The sequence below is a fragment of the Nocardia sp. FBN12 genome (assembly GCF_050320175.1).
GTDB lineage: Bacteria > Actinomycetota > Actinomycetes > Mycobacteriales > Mycobacteriaceae > Nocardia.
The window spans coordinates 3423740-3442161 of sequence record NZ_CP190048.1 but is presented as its reverse complement, the minus strand read 5'-3'; the positions used below and the strand labels follow the sequence as shown (position 1 = coordinate 3442161).

General features: G+C 67.9%; 17 protein-coding genes. 11 read left to right on the top strand and 6 right to left on the bottom strand.

Annotated elements, in window-relative coordinates:
* Positions 1–24 precede the first annotated feature (24 nt).
* Positions 25–1065, bottom strand: a complete 1041-nt coding sequence (locus ACQHI0_RS16580; protein WP_427908825.1) for a sensor histidine kinase — start codon at positions 1063–1065, stop codon at positions 25–27.
* A 55-nt stretch (positions 1066–1120) separates the two neighbouring features.
* On the bottom strand, positions 1121–1804 hold the full coding sequence (locus tag ACQHI0_RS16575; RefSeq protein ID WP_427908824.1) for a response regulator transcription factor: 684 nt from the start codon (positions 1802–1804) through the stop codon (positions 1121–1123).
* Between the two features lie 89 nt (positions 1805–1893).
* Here ACQHI0_RS16575 and ACQHI0_RS16570 point away from each other — a divergent pair, with 89 nt between their 5' ends.
* The 4 genes from ACQHI0_RS16570 (at position 1894) to ACQHI0_RS16555 (ending at position 6745) form a co-directional block, all read left to right on the top strand.
* Complete coding sequence (locus tag ACQHI0_RS16570; protein ID WP_427908823.1) at positions 1894–2484, top strand: M15 family metallopeptidase; 591 nt, start codon at positions 1894–1896, stop codon at positions 2482–2484.
* A 59-nt stretch (positions 2485–2543) separates the two neighbouring features.
* Positions 2544–3803 (top strand): DoxX family protein, encoded by a 1260-nt coding sequence (locus ACQHI0_RS16565; RefSeq protein ID WP_427909187.1) that lies wholly within the window; start codon positions 2544–2546, stop codon positions 3801–3803.
* 276 nt (positions 3804–4079) lie between these two features.
* Complete coding sequence (locus ACQHI0_RS16560; RefSeq protein WP_427909186.1) at positions 4080–5612, top strand: FAD-dependent monooxygenase; 1533 nt, start codon at positions 4080–4082, stop codon at positions 5610–5612.
* A gap of 221 nt (positions 5613–5833) precedes the next feature.
* Positions 5834–6745: an EamA family transporter gene (locus ACQHI0_RS16555; protein WP_427908822.1), complete on the top strand. Its 912-nt coding sequence runs from the start codon at positions 5834–5836 to the stop codon at positions 6743–6745.
* A gap of 13 nt (positions 6746–6758) precedes the next feature.
* Here the strand turns inward: ACQHI0_RS16555 and ACQHI0_RS16550 are convergent, their stop codons facing one another.
* The 4 genes from ACQHI0_RS16550 to ACQHI0_RS16535 all read right to left on the bottom strand — a co-directional run bounded on the left by ACQHI0_RS16550 (position 6759) and on the right by ACQHI0_RS16535 (position 9182).
* Positions 6759–7127, bottom strand: a complete 369-nt coding sequence (locus tag ACQHI0_RS16550; protein WP_427908821.1) for a DUF6463 family protein — start codon at positions 7125–7127, stop codon at positions 6759–6761.
* Positions 7128–7161: 34 nt separating this feature from the next.
* The gene (locus ACQHI0_RS16545) at positions 7162–7980 is read right to left on the bottom strand and encodes an SDR family oxidoreductase (RefSeq protein WP_427908820.1); all 819 of its coding nucleotides are present in this window, start codon (positions 7978–7980) and stop codon (positions 7162–7164) included.
* Positions 7981–8079: 99 nt separating this feature from the next.
* A complete protein-coding gene (locus tag ACQHI0_RS16540; RefSeq protein WP_427908819.1) occupies positions 8080–8370 on the bottom strand; it encodes a hypothetical protein in 291 nt (96 codons plus the stop codon).
* 254 nt (positions 8371–8624) lie between these two features.
* Positions 8625–9182, bottom strand: coding sequence for a TetR/AcrR family transcriptional regulator (locus tag ACQHI0_RS16535; protein WP_427908818.1), 558 nt, complete (start codon positions 9180–9182; stop codon positions 8625–8627).
* 100 nt (positions 9183–9282) lie between these two features.
* On the opposite strand from ACQHI0_RS16535, the gene ACQHI0_RS16530 reads away from it, so the two are divergent.
* The 7 genes from ACQHI0_RS16530 to carB all read left to right on the top strand — a co-directional run bounded on the left by ACQHI0_RS16530 (position 9283) and on the right by carB (position 18391).
* Positions 9283–10131 (top strand): SAM-dependent methyltransferase, encoded by an 849-nt coding sequence (locus ACQHI0_RS16530; RefSeq protein ID WP_427908817.1) that lies wholly within the window; start codon positions 9283–9285, stop codon positions 10129–10131.
* A gap of 306 nt (positions 10132–10437) precedes the next feature.
* Positions 10438–11073: a bifunctional pyr operon transcriptional regulator/uracil phosphoribosyltransferase PyrR gene (gene pyrR / locus ACQHI0_RS16525; RefSeq protein ID WP_427908816.1), complete on the top strand. Its 636-nt coding sequence runs from the start codon at positions 10438–10440 to the stop codon at positions 11071–11073.
* Between the two features lie 76 nt (positions 11074–11149).
* Positions 11150–12103 (top strand): aspartate carbamoyltransferase catalytic subunit, encoded by a 954-nt coding sequence (locus ACQHI0_RS16520; RefSeq protein ID WP_427908815.1) that lies wholly within the window; start codon positions 11150–11152, stop codon positions 12101–12103.
* Positions 12100–13398 (top strand): dihydroorotase, encoded by a 1299-nt coding sequence (locus ACQHI0_RS16515; RefSeq protein ID WP_427908814.1) that lies wholly within the window; start codon positions 12100–12102, stop codon positions 13396–13398. Before ACQHI0_RS16520 ends, ACQHI0_RS16515 begins: the two co-directional genes overlap by 4 nt.
* A 12-nt stretch (positions 13399–13410) precedes the next feature.
* Positions 13411–13917 (top strand): transporter, encoded by a 507-nt coding sequence (locus ACQHI0_RS16510; RefSeq protein ID WP_427908813.1) that lies wholly within the window; start codon positions 13411–13413, stop codon positions 13915–13917.
* Positions 13914–15029, top strand: coding sequence for a glutamine-hydrolyzing carbamoyl-phosphate synthase small subunit (carA, locus tag ACQHI0_RS16505; RefSeq protein WP_427908812.1), 1116 nt, complete (start codon positions 13914–13916; stop codon positions 15027–15029). The genes ACQHI0_RS16510 and carA overlap by 4 nt, the downstream gene beginning before the upstream one ends.
* On the top strand, positions 15029–18391 hold the full coding sequence (carB, locus tag ACQHI0_RS16500; protein ID WP_427908811.1) for a carbamoyl-phosphate synthase large subunit: 3363 nt from the start codon (positions 15029–15031) through the stop codon (positions 18389–18391). Before carA ends, carB begins: the two co-directional genes overlap by 1 nt.
* The last annotated feature ends 31 nt before the right edge of the window (positions 18392–18422 follow it).

Sequence of the window (18422 nt, the reverse complement as noted above, 5' to 3'; positions counted from 1 at the left end):
CGAGAACAGGTCCGAGCGCTTCTGCTACCGCCACGCTGTGGGCTGGAGTGGCTGACGAGGAATCTGCACGATGACGCGGAGTCCGCCGGCCGGGCGAGGGATGAGAGTGAGAGTTCCGGCGTGTGCCGCGGTGATGCTGTGGACGATCGCCAGGCCGAGGCCGACCCCCGCGTGGTCGGTGCGGATGCGTTCGGTGCCGCGTCGAAACGGCTCGACCAGCGTGGTAACCAGTTCGGGGGTGAGCAGGGGACCGGTGTTCTCGACGGTGAGCACCACGGCCTCGGGGTGCAGTCTGGTCATGACCCACACGGTGCCCCAGGTGGGCAGGTTGTGGACGATCGCGTTGTGCACGAGGTTCGTCGTCAGCTGCAGTAGCAGGGCGTGTGAGCCGATGGTGGGGGTCACCTCGCCTGCGGTCTCGAGGGTGACGCCGTGTTCTTCAGCAAGGGGAAGCAGCGTTTCCGTGGCTTGTTCCGCGAGCAGCGACAGGTCGACGGGTTCGCGGGTGAACGACCGTTGATCGGCGCGGCTGAGCAGGAGCAATGCTTCGGTGAGGTCGATCGCCCGCGCGTTGACGGTGTAGAGGCGGTCGATCAGCTCTCCGGTGTCGCGGGTGCGATCGGTACGGGCCACGTCGAGCAGCGTCTGTGTGATCGCCAGCGGCGTGCGCAGTTCGTGGGAGGCGTTGGCGGCGAATCGCTGCTGTTCGGTGACGTGTGCTTCCAGCCGGGCGAGCATGATGTCGAAGGCGTCGGCCAGTTCGCGGAACTCGTCGCGGTGGCCCGGCAGCCGGATGCGGTGGGCGAGTGATCCGTTCGCGGCTGTGCGGGTGGCGGCGGTGATGCGGGCCAGTGGAGTGAGCATCCAACCGGCGAGAAACCAGCCTCCCACCAGGCCGATCGCCAGCAGGAATGCCATCACGACGATCACGAACGGAGCGAAGGAGCGCACCAGCATGCCGCGATCGATCCAGAAATCGCCGCTGCGCGTGTTGATCCAGCCCTCGGGCAGATACCACAGGTAGTAGACACCGAGTGCGGCGATCAGCAGCGAACCGACGAGCATGATGAAGCAGGCGTAACTGAGGGTGAGTTTGAGCCGAACACTAAACCCGGGCGGCCTACCCACGGTCTTGTCCGTCACGCCCGGTGCTGATGCGGTACCCGACACCGGCCACGGTGGCGATGACCCAGGGTTCGCCGAGGCGTTTGCGTAGCGCGGACACGGTGATTCGCACCGCGTTGGTGAACGGGTCCGCGTTCTCGTCCCAGGCCCGTTCCAGCAGTTCTTCGGCGCTCACGACACCGCCCTCCGCGGCGAGGAGGACTTCGAGCACCGCGAATTGCTTGCGGGTCAGCGCGACGTAGCGGCCGTCGCGGTAGACCTCACGGCGGAACGCATCCAGACGCAGCCCGGCGAGCTCGCGCACCGGAGGCCTGATGTGGGCGCGTCTGCGGTCGAGTGCTCGGAGCCGCAGGACGAGTTCCCGGAGCGCGAAGGGCTTGGTGAGGTAGTCGTCGGCGCCGAGCCCGAAGCCGCTCGCCTTGTCGTCGAGCCGGTCGGCGGCGGTGAGCATCAGGATCGGCAGGCCGCTGCCGGAGGCGACGATGTGTTCGGCGATCTCGTCGCCGGAGGGACCGGGGATATCGCGGTCGAGGACGGCGATGTCGTAGCTGTTGACGCTCAGCAGCTCCAGCGCGGTGTCGCCGTCACCGGCGATGTCGGCGGCGATCGCGTCCAGGCGCAGGCCATCGCGGATGGCTTCCGCCAAATAGGGTTCGTCCTCGACGATCAGTACACGCATAGACGCTCGATTCTCCCCGCCGGGGGATATCGTCGGCATATCTGAAACGGCATACGCGCCGGCAACACCATGCTGCCTTGACTGAGGGCATGAACCACAGTGAACCAGCGACTCGCCGTCTCCGATCGAGTGTCCTCGTTGCCGTTGTCCTCGTCAGTGCGGCGACCGTCGGTGTCCTCGTTTACCAGTCGCTGCCATCCTTGTCCTCGGTCGCGCGATCCATCGACAGCTATGTCGGCGGCCACCGTGGGCCGCCCGGCGCGACGCTCTTCGATGACGAGAATCCGTCCGTGGGCAACCTCGACCCCGGTTTGCTCGCCGCTCTGCGCGAAGCTGCCACCGATGCCGCCGACGACGGGGTCGAGTTGATCGTCAACAGTGGCTGGCGGTCGCCGCAATATCAGGGACAACTGCTGCGCGAGGCGGTCTCGAAGTACGGCTCGGAGAACGCGGCCGCTCGGTGGGTGGCAACCCCCTACACGTCTGCGCACGTAGCGGGCGAGGCGGTCGATATCGGGACCGAGGGCGCGGCATGGCTGTCCGCGCACGGCGCCGCCTACGGGCTGTGTCAGATCTACGCGAACGAACCCTGGCACTACGAACTTCGCCCCGACGCGGGGGAGCTCGGCTGCCCGCCCCTGTACGCCGACCCGACTCATGACCCGAGGATGCAGCCGTGATCACCGCAGCTCCCGTCGCACAGTCCGGTGCGTTCACCCAGCTCGTCCTGCGCTTCTCGATGATCTATTTCGGCCTGCTCTGCCTGTTGCTCACCTATATCCCGTTCGCGTTCCTCGGCATCCTCGGCCGGTGGGTCCGCGACTACCCGGGGCCGTGGAACATGCCCATCACCGACCCCCTCACCGGTCCGGTCGGCAGAGCGGTCTTCGGGGTCGACGCCGAGCTGCACCAGGACTCCGGAGCGGGCGACCAAACCGCCGTCTGGGTGCTGGTGTTCTGCCTGCTGATCATCGCGATGGTGGGCGCCGCGGTGTGGACGGCCGTCGACCGTCGTCGGGTGTCCGCCCGCCTGCTCGCCTGGTTCTCGCTGTTCCTACGGCTCGCACTGGGCGGGCAGATGATCGGGTTCGGGTTCGCCAAACTGATCCCCACCCAGATGCCCGCCCCCGGCCTGGCTCAGCTGTTGCAGCCGTACGGCGAGATGAGCCCGGCCTCGGTGTTGTGGCTGCAGGTCGGCAGCTCGTATCCGTACGAGATGGTGCTCGGTGGGGTGGAAGTGGTGGCGGGGCTGCTGCTGTTCGTGTCCCGGACCGCGGTGCTCGGCGCCGCGTTGACGCTGCTGAGCACGGCGCAAATTCTCCTGCTGAACATGACGTTCGACATACCGGAGAAACTGCTCGCCGCGCACCTGCTGCTGATCAGCGTGTTCCTGCTCGCTCCGTACCTGCGCCGGCTGTCCGATGTCTTCGTGCGGCAACGCGCGTGCGCGCCACTGACCCAGCCTTCGCTGTTCACCGACGCCAGGAGGAACCGCATCGCGGTCTGGGCTGTGGCGGCGTTGGGCCTGTGGGTGGCGCTGGGCAGCGGCTATGACCGCTGGGTGGTCTGGCACGAACAATCCGGTGCCGCGAGCCCCAAGTCCGCGCTGTACGGAATCTGGGAGGTCCGGGATTTCACCATCGACGGGCAGCTGATCCCGCCGCTGACCACCGACGAAACACGGTGGCGGCGACTAGTTTTCGATGATCCACAGCAAGCCACCTACCAGCGGATGAACGGCGAACTGGTACCCGCACGCGCCTCCTTCCGCCCCGGCGGACAACTGGAACTCACCTCGATGAACGCGGTCGGTGCGGTCGACCCGGTGCCACCGTTCGCGACGCTGTCCGCCGAAAAACCCACCCCGGACCGACTACTGCTCCGCGGATTTCTGCACGACCGCTCGATCACGATCACTCTCGAACGACGGGACCCGAACACCTTCACCCTGCGCAGCCGCGGATTCCACTGGGTGCAGGACTACGTGTACTTCCGCTAGTGGACGTCGGGCCGCAACGACGTTTCCGCACAGGCAGATTCGGCTGCCGCGCGGTCTTGGTTCGTTCGCCGCGTCGGCTGGAAACTGTCGGCAGCGCGGGCGGGGTGATGATCATCGGAGTCGGGGCGGGAATGGCGCTAACCGGAACTCACTGACGTCGACGCACTCGCTTCCGTTTCCAACTTATAGCGCATCCGGGGGCTTGCGGCAAGGCCCCGGTGGTGCTGCAGAATCGCTGGGCAACGTGGGGACCAGTGACATTCGGGAGTGACGAAGATGCAAGAGATGACCACCGACGTGATCGTTGTCGGCGCTGGGCCTGCCGGATTGATGCTCGCGGGAGAATTGGGTCGCGCCGGGGTGCGGCCGCTGGTCCTCGAACGCCGCGCGCAGCCGGGTACCGCGCAGAAGGCCAGTGGGCTCGGCGGGCGGATTCTGGACGTGCTGCGGTACCGGGGGCTGCTCGATCGGATGACCGCGGTCAGCGGTGACGCCAGTCCGAAGCCGATCTTCCCGTTCGGCGGGGTGTACCTGGACTTCACCGGCCTCGACGAAACGCCCTTGCACGCCATCGCGATTCCGCAGGCGCGGGTCGAGGAACTGCTCGCCGACGACGCTGCCGAGCTCGGCGCCGAGATCCGCCGCGGGCACGAAGTCGTCGCCATCGAGCAGCACGACGATGCGGTGATCGCGGAGGTGAACGGGCCGGACGGCTCGTACCGGATTCGCGCCCGCTACCTGGTCGGCTGCGACGGTGGCCGCAGCCGGATTCGTGAGCTGGCGGGAATCGATTTCCCCGGCAGCACCTATCCGGAGGTCAACCGGTTGGCAGTGGTGGCGGTGCACGAGTCGGTGACGGTGCTCGACGACGACGGCGGCATCGAAGTGCCCGGTGTCGGCCGGATCGATCCGGGATTCACCCACACCGACAGCGGGGTGTTCGCGCTCGGCCGGGTCAGCGCCGAAGACCGGGTGATGTTCTTCCAGACCACCGAGAACGACGAAGCCGAATACGACAACGACGAACCACTGACCATGTCCGAACTCGGCGACAGCGTGCGACGCGTGCTCGGCGCACAGGTTCCACTCGGTCCGCCGACTCGCTTGTCGCGCTACCAGTTCCAGGACCGGCAAGCCGAAAACTACCGTGTGGGTAGGGTTTTCCTGGCGGGCGACGCGGCCCACCTGCTGCCCGCCACCGGTGCCGCGATGAACCTCGGCATGACCGATTCGGTGAACCTGGCCTGGAAGCTGGCCGCCGATATCCACGGGTGGGCACCGGCCGATCTGCTCGACACCTACCACGCCGAACGCCACTTTGCCGGTGGCCGCGCGTTGCTGCAGACCCGCGCCCAGGCCGCGCTGCGTCAGGGTCAGGATCCGGCCGCCGAGGCGCTGCGCGCAGTGTTCTCCGAACTGCTCACCGACGAACCCGCGCTGCGCCGCATGGGAGCCCTTGTCGCGGGCACCGATCTGCGCTACCCGATCCCCGGAACACACTCGCTCACCGGCACTTTCGTGCCCGACCTGCCCCTGCACACCGACCAGGGAACGACGAGCGTCGCCGAACTCATGCGAGCCGCACGACCGGTCTTCCTCGACTTGGCCGAACGCCCGGACCTGCGCACGATCGTCGAGGAGCTGGCACCGCGCGTCGAGATTCGCGCGGCGAAGGTCGGTGATCGTCTCGCGGATGCTCTGCTGATCCGCCCGGACGGTCATATCGCCTGGGCGGCGACGATCGATGAACCGTCGGACACTGCGGAATCGGCATTGCGCGAGGCGTTGGCGCGCTGGTTCGGCGTCTAGGAATCGACGCGATCGAGACACATGGGGAGTCGCCCTTCCTGCGCGGAAGGTCCGGAGAGGCAGCTCACCATGGTCTGCGCAGCTCGGCGCTGTGGGTCGGCCCGACCAGCCGAGGTCGCCACGTGACGTAACGTCGGCCGAATGTCCGCCCGGCCCAGGATCATTCGGTTCGGGGCCGGGTCCGCGTTGAATTCCGGGCCCGGCTGTGCATTACTCCTGGGATGAATTCGATCTCGGCCACCGAGCGGCCGACGAAGAGCGCGCTGCCCGGCTGGTCGGTGCCGATGGTGTTCATCATTGCCGCGACCTCGCAGTATGTGGGCGCGGCACTCGGCGTCTTCCTGTTCGACACCACCGAGCCGTCCACCGTCGCCTGGTTGCGCGCCGCCGCGGCGGGCGTCGCGCTGCTGGCCTGGCGTCGGCCGTGGCGAACCCGCTGGACGCGGCGGGGCATCGTGGTGGCGGCCGGCTTCGGCATCGTCACCGTGTCGATGAACATCGTGTTCTACGAGGCGATCGCGCGCATCCCGCTGGGCACCGCCGTCGCCATCGAATTCCTCGGCCCGGTCGCCGTCGCGACGCTCGGTTCGCGGCGGGCCAGGGATCTGCTCGCGGTCGCTCTGGTGGCCGTCGGCGTGGTGCTGCTGGCCGGTGTGCAACTCGATGTCGAGCCGGTCGGCGTGGGTTTCGCGCTCGCCTCGGCGGTGCTGTGGGCGGCCTACATCCTGCTCGGCAAGCGAGTGGCCGACACTGGCGAGGGCCAGGATTCCCTCGCCGTCGGCATGGCGGCCGCGGCCGTGTTGCTGGCGCCGTTCGTCCTGATCCCGCAACTGGCGATCGACGCCGGAGTGTTCGCCGACCCGCGAACCTGGCTGCTCGGTCTCGGCGTCGGCGTGCTGTCGAGCGCGGTGCCGTACGCGCTGGACCAGGTGGTGCTGACCGCGGTGGGCCGCGCGCGTTTCGCCCTGCTGCTGGCGTTGCTCCCGGCGACCGCGACCGTCGTCGGCGCGATCGCCCTCGCGCAACGGCCCACCGTGCTGGAACTGGCGGGCATCGCACTGGTCATGCTGGCGCTGACGATCAGTGCACTGCCGACTCGTCAGCCCGCACCGGAGCCACCGGCACCGCTGTGACTGTTCGGCGCGTTCATGCGCGAGCCGCCAGGCTCGGCGATTCGACATGTGCACCGGCGCTGCGGATTCCGCGTAGCAGCAAGACGCCCGCGACCACCACGATCGGTCCCGGAGTCGGTTTGACGATGACCGCGCAGAGTGCGCCCCAGCCGAGCACCATCCAAGCCAGGAAAACCGGCGGAACGATCCCGTGCCGGTCCATCCACATCACGAGCACGCCGACGACGAACAGCGGCCAGCCGAAACCGGCGGGATTCGACCAGAAGGCATTGGCTGCCCCAGTGTCCTCCCACCAATGCCCCCACAGCTCCAATGCCAGCCAGTCATCGAAATAGGACCAACTGGCCGGCATTCCGAGCGTGAGGTGCCCGATCCCGATCACGGCGATGAGCCACGCTCACCCCCTGATCAGCAGGTCACCACCGGGATCGCCGAAACCCGCCCTCGGAGTTGATCACCTGCCCGACCATCCATCGCCCCTCATCGGAAACGAGCCAGGCGATCAACCGAGCCGGGTCATCCGGCACCCCGACCTGGCCGCGCGGAAACGCGGCCCGCACCTCCTCGATCACCGCGAGGTCGCGATCCGCTGTCGCCGCAGTCAGGTACCCGGTATCCACCGGGCCCGGATTGACCGTATTGAGCAAGATCCCGCGCTCGATCAACTCGGCGGCGACGGTGCTCGTGAGCCCGGCCAGCACCGATTTCGCTGCGGCGTAAGCGATTTCCGACCGCATCGGCCCGAGATCCTGGCCGGAACTCATCCAGATGACGCGCCCCCGGTCGCTCACGGGATGCGCCTCGGCCCGATAGCGCCGTGCGAACGCCTGCGTCAGCAACAGCACGGACCGGGCATCGACCGCCCAGTGCCCGTCGAGCATCTCGGCATCGACCTCGAAGAGGTTCCCGTCACCCCCGCTGCGCGCGTGATTCGCGACCAGTATGTCCACCTGCCCGAAAGCGTCGACGGCTTTGTCGACCACCAACTGCGCGGCCGTCGGCTCGGCCAGATCGACTGCGAGATCGGCAACACGCGTGATCTCACCCAGCTCGCGACAGATGTCGCCCGGGTCCTGCGCACCCCACGGCTGCTCCGCATCATGTGGTGCCCAATGCGTCAGGAACAACGCAGCACCCTGCTGGGCCAGCCTCCGCGCCACCGCGAACCCGATCCCGCCCCGCCGACTCACCCCGGTCACCACCGCGACCCGCCCACTCAACGCCGTCGATTCCATGACCTCGATTGCAGCCCACACCCACCCGTGCCGCAACCGAATACCGAATGTCGTCGGGCGATCATCGAGAAGGCTTGTCGCGGAACGGGTTCCGCGAGGTCAGTTGCTCTGGGCCAGGTAGTTGTAGATCTCGTGGACCTCGATGGTGGGTTGGTTGGGCATGCCCACTGCCATGCCGACGGGGCCGAGGGTGGATTCGGCGAAGCTCTGGAATTGCTCGGGGGATTCCCAGACGTCGGTGACGTGGAATCCGGTGTCGGTCTTCCTGACGAAGTGGAATATCAGGCCAGGGCCGCCGGAGCCGCCATGTTTGAAGCCCATCTTCGCGAGGGCCTGGTCGTACTGTTCGAGGGTCGAGCCGGGGAATTCGAGTTCGACGGCAACCGCCATGACGGTCATCTCCTTGCGCGGTCGAGCGGGGTCGGAGTGACTTCGGGCCCGGCAGGCGAACGGGGGGCTCGCGATCGAACATCGTGACCCGGCGCTCCGATCGGATCACGATCGCTCTGGGCGGCGGTGCGAAACTCGCCGCCCCGATGTGGTGCGCGTCACAGTCTAGTCCGCGGGTAGTGGGGCGACAAGCGGCCTCGACAACGGATCGCGCCTAGGCGAGGACGGTATCTCCGATGCTCGACGACGTTCGGCTAACTGATCTTGGCGAGAATGTCGACCGCGATATCCGTTGCGGCGGTGTGCATCTGGTCGTCGGTCAGCTCGAGATCGCCCATCATCGACAGGCTCCAGCTTATCGCGAGCAGCGCTTGCCTGGCGTGATAGATGTCGAGCGGGGCGGCGTCGGGGCCGGTCATGAGATCGGCGAGGACGCGGAATTGGTAGCGCAGGCCCGCACCGAAACCCAGGTCGCGGAACGCGGGCTGGTTCTCGTGCCAGAACCGCACCATGTCCCGGCCGAGGCTGTGCAGTAGCGCGCTGTAGCGGCGCAGGATCTGCTCGGCGCGCTCGTGTCCCGGCGGGGTCTGCTCGGCCCAGGTGACGATGTCGTCGATGCCGCGACGCAGATCGTCGGACAGGCTGACGACGATGTCTTCCTTGGTCCGGAAGTGGTAGTACAGCGCGGCTTTGGTGACACCGAGTCGTTCGGCGATCTCGCGCAGCGATGTCTTCTCGTAGCCGTGCTCGGAGAACAGTTCCATCGCCACTGTGCGAATGCGTTCCCTGGTGTCGCTACGACGTCCGTCCACGGGGCTTTCCTTTGCTTGACGACCGGCTAGGGGGAGCCTACCGTCGCAGAATGACCGAAATCACTAGCCGGTCGGCAAGTTAGTTTGGTAGGAGGGGTAGATGACACACGTGAACGCACCCACCGCAGGGGTGGCACTGACAGCGATCGGCGTCGCGCTGATCCGTGAGCGGGAGTCGCGGAGGCCGGATCGGCTCTACGACGACCCGATCGCCACGGCGTTCGTCGACGCGGCGCGGCGGGACTTCACCCGCACCGAGGAAGGCGCGGCGAAATGGGAGCGAGTCGAGGCCGTGGCCGAACAGTTCTTCGCGGGAAGATCCGTCGGGGTCCGTCTGGTCGACGAGCGGGTGACCGAGGCCGTCGCCGCCGGATGCAGGCAGATCGTTCTGCTCGGCGCCGGTCTGGACACCCGCGCGTTCCGGCTGGGTCTGCCCGCCGACCTCACCGTCTATGAACTCGACCTGCCCGAGCTGTTCGCCTTCAAAGAACCGGTGCTGCGCGCCGCGGGCGCCATACCGACGGCACGCAGGCACGTCCTGCCGATCGACCTACGAACCGACTGGGCTGTCCCATTGCAAGAGCAGGGATTTCGCCCTGACGAACCGACTCACTGGATCGACGAGGGCGCGCTCCCGTACCTCCCGCCCGAGGATCACCGACGAGCCGTCGCGACGCTGACGGCACTGTCCGCGCCCGGTAGCCGATTCGGTCTCAGCCGGTTCGCGGTCGATCCCGAGGCGCCGCCCTACGTCGAACTGCGCCGACTCGTCGCCGGTGACGACGCTGGGATGCCGCCGCTGGACGCCGGGCGTCCGGGGGAGCAGTGGCTCGTCGAGCACGGCTGGCGCACCCGGTTCCGCGCCTGGGACGACCTGATCGTCGCCCTCGGCAGAGACGTGGCGGTGAACGATCCGAAGGTCGGCGTCGTGCTCGCCGAGCGGGTGTGACCGAAGGCGACCACTCGGGCCGGGTCGGTATCAGTTGTCGCGGTCGTCGCGACGAGGTGAACGCGATCACGGACCGGCCCGCGCCGAGTGGTCGCCGCCTCGTTCCACGGCGGTGAAACACGCGCGCTCACTGCGCTTTCGGCGTGACTGTGATCACCGGCACGGCGGCGGTGGTCCACCGGCGCTCCGTGGCCGCGCTCACAGGCGGGCCTACCTGGTCAAAGGCGCCCCGCGGCGCTGATAGGCTGACGGGCGAGTTAGGCATCCTTTAACGGACCGTCCGGTGAGGCGGGGAAGGAGGTCGGCATGGCTGTGCCCGAACGGGCCGCCAGAACCGGCGCGGGCGAAACATCGCAGCGGCACACCCCGGAGTGGGTGGCGGCCGGTCGCGAGCTGTTGTCGCCATCGGACGTGACCAGGACCGTAGCGCGGATCGCGCACCAGATCATCGAGAAGACCGCCCTGGATTCCGGCGACGCCGACGCACCGAGGGTGGTTCTCATGGGAATCCCGACGCGCGGCACCACCCTGGCCAATCGGCTGGCGGACCGGATCGAGGAATTCTCGGGCGTGCGGCCCGCACTCGGCTCCCTTGACATCACCCTGTACCGCGACGACCTGCGCAGCCGCCCGCACCGCCCGCTCGAGCGCACCTCGGTGCCCGATGGCGGCATCGAGAACTCCCTGGTGGTCCTCGTCGACGACGTGCTGTTCTCCGGCAGGACGGTCCGCTCCGCCCTCGACGGCCTGCGCGACCTCGGCCGCCCCCGCGCCGTGCAGTTGGCGGTACTCATCGACCGCGGCCACCGCGAACTGCCGATCCGCGCCGACTACGTGGGCAAGAACGTGCCGACCTCGCGCGCCGAGGACATCTCGGTGCTGATGGTCGAGCACGACGGTCGCGACGGTGTGTATCTGCATCAGGAAGGTCAGGAGCAGTGAGGGAGCGTAGCGACCGAACCATGAACACAGCCATTCGATGGTTCACGCCGGAGCCGAGCGCCAGCGAGGTGGAGGCGTGAAGCATTTGCTGACGGTCGCCGACCTGGATCGCGGCACCGCCACCGAACTCCTCGACGAAGCCGAACGCTTCGAACAGGCCCTGCTGGGCCGCGAGGTGAAGAAGCTGCCGACCCTGCGCGGCCGCACCGTGATGACGGTGTTCTATGAGAACTCCACCCGTACGCGCGTGTCCTTCGAGGTGGCAGGCAAGTGGATGAGCGCCGACGTGATCAACGTGAGCGCGTCGAGTTCCTCTGTCTCCAAAGGTGAATCGCTGCGCGACACCGCCCTCACCCTGCACGCCGCAGGCGCCGACGCGCTGATCGTGCGCCACCCGGCCTCGGGTGCCGCGCACCAGATCGCGCGCTGGATGGAACAGTGGGCCCGCGACGAGGACCGCGTCGCTCCGTCGATCATCAACGCCGGCGACGGCACCCACCAGCACCCCACCCAGGCCCTGCTCGACGCGCTCACCTTGCGCCAGCGCCTCGGCGATGTCGAGGGCAAGCGGATCGTCCTGGTGGGCGACATCCTGCACAGCCGGGTCGCCCGCTCCAATGTCTCGTTGCTCAACACCCTCGGCGCCGAAGTCGTGCTGGTCGCGCCGCGCACTTTGCTGCCCGTCGGTGTGGAGGCCTGGCCCTGCCGGGTCTCGAGCTCGCTGGACGCGGAACTGCCCGGCGCCGACGCGGTGATGATGCTGCGGGTGCAGGCGGAGCGGATGAACGGCGGGTTCTTCCCGTCGGCCCGCGAATACTCGATCAACTACGGACTGTCCGAGCGCAGGCTCGCGCTGCTCGACGACGACGCCGTGGTCCTGCACCCCGGCCCGATGCTGCGCGGGATGGAAATCGCCTCAGCGGTTGCCGATTCGCCGAAATCGGCTGTGCTGCAGCAGGTCTCGAACGGAGTGCACATGCGGATGGCCGTGTTGTTCCGGCTGCTCGTCGGTCAGGAGGAAACGGTATGAGTGAGCTGCTGATCAAGAACGTCAAGCCCTACGGCGAAGGCGATCCGGTCGACGTCCTGGTGCGCGACACCGTCATCGCCGACATCGGACCTGGCCTCACGGCATCCGACGACGCCGAGGTCATCGAGGGCAACGGCCAGATCCTGCTGCCCGGCTTCGTCGACCTGCACACGCACCTGCGTGAACCCGGCCGCGAAGACACCGAGACCATCGAAACCGGTTCCGCCGCAGCCGCACTGGGCGGTTACACGGCGGTGTTCGCGATGGCCAACACCAGCCCGGTCGCCGACTCGGTCGTCATCACCGACCACGTGTGGCGCCGCGGCCAGGAAGTCGGCCTCGTCGACGTGTTCCCGGTCGGTGCCGTCACCGTCGGCCTGCAGGGCAAGCAACTCGCCGAGATGGGCACCATGGCCGCCGGTGTCGGCCAGGTGCGGATGTTCTCCGACGACGGCTACTGCGTCGACGACCCGCTGATCATGCGCCGCGCGCTGGAATACGCGAACTCCCTCGGCGTTCTCATCGCTCAGCACGCCGAGGAGCCGCGCCTGACCAAGAACGCCATCGCGCACGAGGGCCCCAACGCCGCGCGCCTTGGCCTGCACGGCTGGCCCCGCGCCGCCGAGGAGTCGATCGTCGCGCGTGACGCACTGCTGGCCCGCGACGCGAACGCCCGCGTGCACATCTGCCACGCCTCCACCGCGGGCACCGTCGAACTGGTGAAATGGGCTAAGTCCCAAGGCATTTCGATCACCGCCGAGGTGACTCCACACCACCTGCTCCTCGACGACTCGCGCCTGGAAACCTACGACGCGGTGAACAAGGTGAACCCACCACTGCGCGAATCCACCGACGTGGCCGCCCTGCGCCAGGCACTGGCCGACGGCATCCTCGACTGCGTCGCCACCGACCACGCCCCGCACGCCGAACAGGACAAGTGCTGCGAATTCGCGGCCGCCCGCCCCGGCATGCTGGGCCTCGAGACCGCGCTCTCGATCATCGTGCAGACGATGGTCCAGCCCGGCCTGCTCGACTGGCGCGGTGTCGCCCGGGTGATGAGCGAGAAGCCCGCCGCGATCGTCGGACTCGACGACCACGGCCGCCCGCTCGCCGTCGGCGAGCCCGCCAACCTCACGCTGATCGACCCCGACGCCGAGTGGACGGTGCGCGGCGCCGAACTGGCGAGCATCTCGAACAACACACCGTTCGAGGACATGACGTTCCCGGCCGAGGTGACAGCCACTGTGCTGCGCGGCCGGGTAACTGCCCGCGAGGGCAAGGCGGTCGGGATCTAGGGAGGCCAGGAAGTGGAAAGAACGCTGTGGATTGTCGGGCTGCTGGCTTTTTTCGTGCTGTGCCTGTGGTTGATGTACCGGGCCTGGCAGAAGAAGGCCACGCGGCAACGGGCACGCATCGGCGAACTGCCGACCGTGCCGGCCGAACTGGGCGCACAACTACTGGAACCGACCACCGGTATGTACCTGGGCAGCACCATCGCACCCAGCTGGCAGGACCGGATCGCGGTCGGTGACCTGGGATTCCGGGCGACCGCCGAACTGACGCGGTTCGAACGCGGAATTCTGCTCGAACGCGACGGCGCCACGGTGATCTGGATTCCGCAGGAATCGGTGACAGCCGTGCGCACCGAGCGCGGACACGCGGGCAAAGTGATGACAGAAGGCGGTGTGCTGGTAATTCGCTGGACACTGCCGACCGGAACCGAGATCGATACCGGTTTCCGGGGCGACGACAAGACGGTGTACCCGGCATGGATTGCGGATGCGACCAGGGTGACGACGGGAGACGATGAATGACGAAGGCACAAGCAGCCTTGGTGCTCGAGGACGGCCGCGTATTCCGCGGTACCGCCTTCGGCGCACAGGGCCAGACACTCGGTGAGGCCGTGTTCTGCACGGCGATGACCGGGTACCAGGAGACCCTGACCGACCCCAGCTACGCCCGCCAGATCGTGGTGGCCACGGCCCCGCAGATCGGCAACACCGGCTGGAACGACGAGGACGACGAGTCCGCCAAGATCTGGGTCGCCGGTTACGCCGTGCGCGACCCCTCGCGGGTCTCCTCCAACTGGCGCGCCACCGGCACGCTGACCGACGAGCTCGACCGCCAGGACGTGGTCGGCATCGCCGGCATCGACACCCGCGCGGTGGTCCGCCACCTGCGCAGCCGCGGTTCGATGAAGGCGGGCATCTTCTCCGGCGCCGCGCTGGCCGCCGACGAGGAACTCCTCGCGCGGGTCAACGGCCAGGCCTCGATGCTGGGTGCCGACCTCGCCGAAGAGGTCAGCACCGACGCGATGTACACGATCGAGCCGGTCGGTGACCACAGGTTCACCGTGGTCGCGGTCGACCTGGGCATCAAGACCAACACCCCGCGCATGTTCGCCGAGCGCGGCGTGCGCACCCACGTGGTGCCGTCGAACACCTCCCTCGACGACATCCTCGCGCTGAACCCCAACGGTGTGTTCCTGTCCAACGGCCCCGGCGACCCGGCCACCCAGACCGGCGCGATCGCGCTCACCCAGGGTGTCCTGGAACGCGGAATGCCGCTGTTCGGCATCTGCTTCGGCAACCAGATCCTGGGCCGCGCACTGGGCCGTAGCACCTACAAGATGAAGTTCGGCCACCGCGGCATCAACATCCCGGTGATCGAAGAGGGCACCGGTCGCGTGTCCATCACCGCCCAGAACCACGGCTTCGCCCTCGAGGGCGAGCGCGGCGAGGTGTTCGACACCCCGTTCGGCAAGGCCGAGGTCTCTCACATCTGCGCCAACGACGGCACCGTCGAAGGGGTCCGGCTGATCGACGGCCGCGCCTTCTCGGTGCAGTACCACCCCGAGGCCGCCGCAGGCCCGCACGACGCCGCATATCTGTTCGACCGTTTCGCCGGTCTCATGGAAGGAGCCTGATGCCTCGCCGCGAGGATCTGAAGCACATCCTGGTGATCGGCTCTGGCCCGATCGTGATCGGCCAGGCGTGCGAATTCGACTACTCCGGTACCCAGGCTTGCCGGGTACTGCGGTCCGAGGGACTGCGCGTTTCGCTGGTGAACTCCAACCCGGCGACCATCATGACCGACCCGGAATTCGCCGACGCCACCTACGTCGAGCCGATCACCCCGGAGTTCGTCGAGAAGGTCATCGAGAAGGAACGCCCCGACGCCATCCTGGCCACCCTCGGTGGACAGACCGCGCTCAACACCGCGGTCGCGCTGCACGAGAACGGTGTGCTGCAGAAGTACAACGTCGAGCTGATCGGCGCCGACTTCGACGCCATCCAGCGCGGTGAGGACCGGCAGAAGTTCAAGGACATCGTCGCCAAGGTCGGCGGCGAGAGTGCCCGCAGCGCAGTCTGTTACACCATGGACGAAGTCCGCGAGACCGTCGCCGACCTCGGCTACCCCGTGGTCGTGCGCCCCTCGTTCACCATGGGTGGCCTCGGCTCGGGCATGGCCTACAACGAGGACGACCTCGACCGCATCGCCGGTGGCGGCCTGTCCGCCTCGCCGACCGCGAACGTCCTGATCGAGGAGTCCATCCTCGGCTGGAAGGAATTCGAACTCGAGCTCATGCGTGACCGCAACGACAATGTGGTCATCGTCTGCTCGATCGAGAACGTCGACCCGATGGGCGTGCACACCGGTGACTCGGTCACCGTCGCCCCCGCGATGACCCTCACCGACCGCGAATACCAGAAGATGCGCGATCTCGGCATCGCGATCCTGCGCGAGGTCGGCGTCGACACCGGCGGCTGCAACATCCAGTTCGCGGTGGACCCGGCCGACGGCCGCCTGATCGTCATCGAGATGAACCCCCGCGTCTCGCGCTCCTCGGCGCTGGCGTCGAAAGCCACCGGTTTCCCGATCGCCAAGATCGCGGCCAAGCTGGCGATCGGCTACACCCTCGACGAGATCGTCAACGACATCACCGGCGAGACCCCGGCTTCGTTCGAGCCGACCCTCGACTACGTCGTGGTGAAGGCGCCGCGGTTCGCGTTCGAGAAGTTCCCCGGCGCCGACGCCACGCTGACCACCACCATGAAGTCGGTGGGCGAGGCGATGTCGATGGGCCGCAACTTCTCCGAGGCCCTCGGCAAGGTGCTGCGTTCGCTCGAGACCAAGGCCACGAGCTTCTGGACCACCGACGACGGCCAGTGGGCCCCGGCGGACCCGAGTGACCCGGCCTCGGTGCGCGAGGCGATCGAAGCCGTCCTCGCCGACCTGCGCGTCCCGACCGAAGGCCGCATCTACCAGGTGGAGCGGGCACTGCGCTACGGCGCGAGCGTCGCCGAGGTCGCGTTGGCCTCCGGCGTCGACCCGTGGTTCGTCGCCGAGGTGCTCGGCCTGGTCGAGCTGCGTCAGGAAGTTCTCGACGCGCCCGTCCTCGACGAGGACCTGCTGCGTCGCGCCAAGCACTACGGTCTGTCCGATCGTCAGCTGGCGGCGCTGCGCCCCGAGCTCGCGGGTGAGGCAGGCGTGCGCTCGCTGCGTCACCGCCTGCGGGTGCGCCCCGTCTACAAGACCGTCGACACCTGCGCCGCGGAGTTCGAGGCCAAGACGCCCTACCACTACAGCACCTACGAGCTGGATCCCGGCGCGGAGTCCGAGGTCGCGCCGCAGCGCGAGCGCGAGAAGGTCATCATCCTGGGCTCGGGCCCGAACCGCATCGGTCAGGGCATCGAGTTCGACTACTCGTGTGTGCACGCGGCACAGACTCTGTCGGCCGCCGGGTACGAGACCGTGATGGTCAACTGCAACCCCGAGACCGTCTCCACCGACTACGACACCGCCGATCGCCTCTACTTCGAGCCGCTCACCTTCGAGGACGTCCTCGAGGTGTACAACTCCGAAGCCGAGTCCGGCACCGTCGCCGGTGTGATCGTCCAGCTGGGCGGCCAGACTCCGCTGGGTCTGGCGCAGCGGCTCACCGACGCGGGCGTGCCCGTCGTCGGTACCTCCGCGGCCGCGATCGACCTGGCCGAGGACCGTGGCGAATTCGGTGATGTGCTCGTCGCCGCGGGCCTGCCCGCGCCCAAGTACGGCACCGCCACCAACGTGGCGCAGGCGAAGAAGATCGCAGGCGAGATCGGCTACCCCGTCCTGGTCCGCCCGTCCTACGTGCTGGGCGGGCGCGGCATGGAGATCGTCTACGACGAGACTTCGCTCGAGGGCTACATCTCCCGCGCGACCGAGCTCAGCCCCGATCACCCGGTGCTGGTCGACCGGTTCCTCGAAGACGCCATCGAGATCGACGTCGACGCCCTGTGCGACGGCGACGAGGTCTACCTCGGCGGCGTGATGGAACACATCGAGGAAGCCGGCATCCACTCCGGTGACTCCGCCTGTGCGCTGCCCCCGATCACCTTGGGCCGCAGCGATATCGAGGCCGTGCGTCGCTCCACCATCGCGCTGGCCAAGGGCATCGGGGTCAAGGGTCTGCTCAATGTGCAGTACGCCCTCAAGGACGACGTGCTCTACGTCCTGGAAGCCAATCCCCGTGCGAGCCGGACGGTTCCGTTCGTCTCCAAGGCGACCGCCGTGCCCCTCGCGAAGGCCTGCGCGCGGATCATGCTCGGCGCCACCATCGCCGACCTGCGCAAGGAAGGCATGCTGCCGCCCGAGGGCGACGGTGGCCACGTGCCGCTGGACGCGCCGGTCGCGGTGAAGGAAGCCGTGCTGCCCTTCCACCGGTTCCGTCGCGCCGACGGCTCCGGCGTGGACTCGCTGCTCTCCCCGGAGATGAAGTCCACCGGCGAGGTCATGGGCATCGACGCCGACTTCGGCACCGCGTTCGCCAAGAGCCAGGCCGCCGCCTACGGCTCGCTGCCGACCGAGGGCACCGTCTTCGTCTCGATCGCCAACCGCGACAAGCGTGCCATGGTGTTCCCGATCAAGCGCCTGCATGATCTCGGCTTCCGCATCCTCGCCACCTCGGGCACCGCGGAAACTCTGCGCCGCAACGGTATTCCGTGCGAACAGGCACGCAAGCACTCCGACCCGGAAGCCACCGATCCGGCCACCGGAATGCCGGAAGCCTCGATCGTGGAGCAGATCCGCGACGGCGAGATCGACATCGTGTTCAACACCCCCTACGGCAACTCGGGCCCCCGCGTGGACGGCTACGAGATCCGCACCGCCGCGGTGGGCGCGAACATCCCGTGCATCACCACCGTGCAGGGCGCTGCCGCGGCGGTGCAGGGCATCGAGGCCAGCATCAACGGTGGCATCGGGGTGCGTTCGCTGCAGGAACTGCACTCGACACTGCGTGGCTGACCACGCGAGGCGTCCGCGACACCACGACGAC

Excerpts from the sequence above, each read along its gene's own strand:
- ACQHI0_RS16575 (WP_427908824.1), bottom strand. The coding sequence starts at position 1,804 with ATGCGTGTACTGATCGTCGAGGACGAACCCTATTTGGCGGAAGCCATC.
- pyrR (WP_427908816.1), top strand. The coding sequence starts at position 10,438 with ATGGCTGTGCCCGAACGGGCCGCCAGAACCGGCGCGGGCGAAACATCG.
- ACQHI0_RS16530 (WP_427908817.1), top strand. The coding sequence starts at position 9,283 with ATGACACACGTGAACGCACCCACCGCAGGGGTGGCACTGACAGCGATC.
- ACQHI0_RS16545 (WP_427908820.1), bottom strand. The coding sequence starts at position 7,980 with ATGGAATCGACGGCGTTGAGTGGGCGGGTCGCGGTGGTGACCGGGGTG.
- ACQHI0_RS16565 (WP_427909187.1), top strand. The coding sequence starts at position 2,544 with ATGATCTATTTCGGCCTGCTCTGCCTGTTGCTCACCTATATCCCGTTC.
- carA (WP_427908812.1), top strand. The coding sequence starts at position 13,914 with ATGACGAAGGCACAAGCAGCCTTGGTGCTCGAGGACGGCCGCGTATTC.
- ACQHI0_RS16515 (WP_427908814.1), top strand. The coding sequence starts at position 12,100 with ATGAGTGAGCTGCTGATCAAGAACGTCAAGCCCTACGGCGAAGGCGAT.
- ACQHI0_RS16560 (WP_427909186.1), top strand. The coding sequence starts at position 4,080 with ATGCAAGAGATGACCACCGACGTGATCGTTGTCGGCGCTGGGCCTGCC.
- carB (WP_427908811.1), top strand. The coding sequence starts at position 15,029 with ATGCCTCGCCGCGAGGATCTGAAGCACATCCTGGTGATCGGCTCTGGC.
- ACQHI0_RS16570 (WP_427908823.1), top strand. The coding sequence starts at position 1,894 with ATGAACCACAGTGAACCAGCGACTCGCCGTCTCCGATCGAGTGTCCTC.
- ACQHI0_RS16580 (WP_427908825.1), bottom strand. The coding sequence starts at position 1,065 with ATGCTCGTCGGTTCGCTGCTGATCGCCGCACTCGGTGTCTACTACCTG.
- ACQHI0_RS16540 (WP_427908819.1), bottom strand. The coding sequence starts at position 8,370 with ATGGCGGTTGCCGTCGAACTCGAATTCCCCGGCTCGACCCTCGAACAG.
- ACQHI0_RS16555 (WP_427908822.1), top strand. The coding sequence starts at position 5,834 with ATGAATTCGATCTCGGCCACCGAGCGGCCGACGAAGAGCGCGCTGCCC.